Raw genomic sequence first — 2563 nt, forward strand, 5'->3', positions numbered from 1 at the left:
CAGCGCGACGGTGGTGAAGTCGGCCAGGGCGCCCGCCTCCAGGCGGCCCGCGTCCGGGAGGCCGAGCGCGGCGTGGCCGTCCTCGGTGGCGGCGCGGAGCAGGGCGTTCGCCGTCCAGTGGCCCCGGGTTCGGCTGGCGAGGCGCTCGTTGAGCTCCATCGCGCGGGCCTCCTCCAGCAGGTCGATCACGGCGTGGCTGTCGCTGCCCAGCGACAGCGGGCTGCCCGCCCGCTGGAGCCGGCCGGCCGGACCGATGCCGTCGGCGAGGTCGCGTTCGGTGGTGGGGCACATGCAGGTGCCGGTCGTGGTCCCGCCGAGCAGGGCGATGTCCGCGTCCGTCAGGTGCGTGTTGTGCACGCCGGTGGTGCGCGGGCCGAGGACCCCGTGGTCGGCGAGCAGCTGTGTGGGCGTGCGGCCGTGGGCGGCCTGGCAGGCGTCGTTCTCCGCCGTCTGCTCGGACAGGTGCACGTGCAGCGGGGCCCGCCGGTCCTGCGCCCAGCCGGCGACCGTGGCGAGCTGCCCGGCCGGGACGGCCCGTACGGAGTGGACCGCCGCGCCGATCAGCGCGTGTTCGCGGGGTTTGAGGGCGGAGACCCGTTCGGCCCAGGCGTCGGCGGTGCCGTCGGAGAACCGCTTCTGGTGCTCGCTCGGGGCCTCGCCGAAGCCGGAGGAGAGGTACGCGGTGTCGAGGAGGGTGATGCGGATGCCCGCCGCGGCGGCGGCCTCGATGAGGGCCTCGCCCATGGCGTTGGGGTCGGCGTACGGGGTGCCGCCGGGCGCGTGGTGGACGTAGTGGAACTCGCCGACGTTGGTGATGCCGGCCAGGGCCATCTCCGCGTACACGGCGCGGGCCAGGTCGTGGTAGCTCTCGGGGGTGAGGTTCTGGGCGACCTCGTACATGACGTCGCGCCAGGTCCAGAAGGTGCCCGAGCCGACCTGTACGACGGAGCGCAGGGCCCGGTGGAAGGCGTGGCTGTGGGCGTTGGCCAGGCCGGGGAGGGTCAGGCCGCGCAGGACCTCGGCGCCGGGGGGCGGGGTGTCCGTCCCGGTGCGCAGGGCGGCGATCCGCCCGTCGGCGGAAACGTCGAGCGCCACGCCCGGCTCGACGGTGTCGCCGAGCCAGGCGTGCTCCAGCCAGTACGTCTTCAGCGGCATGCCAGGCCTTCCAGTACGTCGGCGAGTGCGAGGACCCCGGCGACGCAGTCGTCCTCGGCCGCGAACTCCCGCGGCGAGTGGGAGACGCCGGTGGGGTTGCGTACGAACAGCATCGCGGTCGGGACGGACGCGGAGAGGATCCCGGCGTCGTGTCCCGCGCCCGTGCCGAGGACGGGGACGGATCCGCCGAGGATCCGGTTGAGCTCGTCGCGCAGGGCGTGCTCTTTTTCTACGACGGGGGTGAAGGACTCCCGTACCACGTTCAGGTCGATGCCGTCGCGGTCGGCGTGCTCGCGGGCGGCCCCTCGACGGCGGTGACGACCGTGTCGAGGTTGGCCTGGTCGGCGGCGCGGGAGTCGAGCCAGCCCCGGACGAGGGAGGGGATGGCGTTGACGCCGTTCGGCTCGACGGAGATCTTGCCGAAGGTGGCGACGGCGCCGGCGAGGGCCGCTTCCCGGCGGGCGGCCAGGACGGTCTCCGCGTAGGTGAGCATCGGGTCGCGGCGGTCCACGAGGCGGGTGGTGCCCGCGTGGTTGGCCTCGCCGTGGAAGTCGAACCGCCAGCGGCCGTGGGGCCAGATCGCGGAGGCGATGCCGACGCGGTCGCCGGACAGGTCGAGGGCGCGGCCCTGTTCGACGTGGAGTTCGACGAAGGCGCCGATGCGGGAGAGGCGTTCGGGGTCGGCTCCGACGGAGTCGGGGTCGTACCCGGCGGCCTCCATGGCCTGCGGGAGGCTGACGCCGTCGGCGTCGCGCAGTGCGTACGCCTTCTCCTTGGTCAGCTGTCCGGCGGCGAGCCGGGAGCCGACGCAGGCCAGCCCGAAGCGGGCGCCCTCCTCGTCACCGAAGTTGGTGATGGCCAGGGGCCGGGTGAGGGCGGCGCCGCGGGCGCGGAGCTCGTCGAGGGCGGCGAAGGAGGACACCACGCCGAGGGGGCCGTCGAAGGCCCCGCCGTCGGGGACGGAGTCCAGGTGGGAGCCGGTGACCACGGCGTCGCCCGCGAGGGGGTCGCCGAGCCAGGCCCACTGGTTGCCGTTGCGGTCCACCTCGTACGCGAGCCCGCGCGACTCGGCCTGCGCCCGGAACCAGGCCCGGCAGTCGGCGTCGGCGCCGGTCCAGGCGTACCTGCGGTACCCGCCGGAGTCGGCGTGGCGGCCGATGGGGGCGAGCTCGGCCCACATGGTGTGGAAGGAGGCCCCGGGGGCGGCGCCCCCGGCCCCGGCCGGACGGCCCGCGGCTCCGCGGGGGCCGGTGGCCGGGCCCCCCGGGGCGGAGCCCCGGGGGTCGGGGGCGGAGCCCCCGGTTCGAGCGGAGCCCTCGGTCACGCGGAGTCACCCTCGCGCATCGGGACGCGGACGCCTCGCTCGTCGAACAGACGTCCTCGGCGATGTCGTAGCCGGCGTCGACGT

At 75.4% G+C, this 2563-nt stretch carries 1 protein-coding gene and 2 pseudogenes; all 3 read right to left on the reverse strand.

The genetic code is table 11. From position 1 onward, the window contains the following. The coding region (locus tag SSNG_RS14060) for a formimidoylglutamate deiminase (protein WP_042800992.1) at positions 1–1155 on the reverse strand (1155 nt) is incomplete at its 3' end. Then, positions 1146–1562: pseudogene (locus SSNG_RS43785) on the reverse strand (M20/M25/M40 family metallo-hydrolase); the annotation flags it as partial. The pseudogene SSNG_RS43785 and the gene SSNG_RS14060, both read right to left, overlap by 10 nt. Then, positions 1520–2335, reverse strand: a pseudogene (locus SSNG_RS14065) (allantoate amidohydrolase); the annotation flags it as partial. The pseudogenes SSNG_RS43785 and SSNG_RS14065, both read right to left, overlap by 43 nt. Positions 2336–2563: the final 228 nt, after the last annotated feature.

The sequence above is a fragment of the Streptomyces sp. C genome (genome assembly GCF_000158895.1).
GTDB lineage: Bacteria > Actinomycetota > Actinomycetes > Streptomycetales > Streptomycetaceae > Streptomyces > Streptomyces racemochromogenes.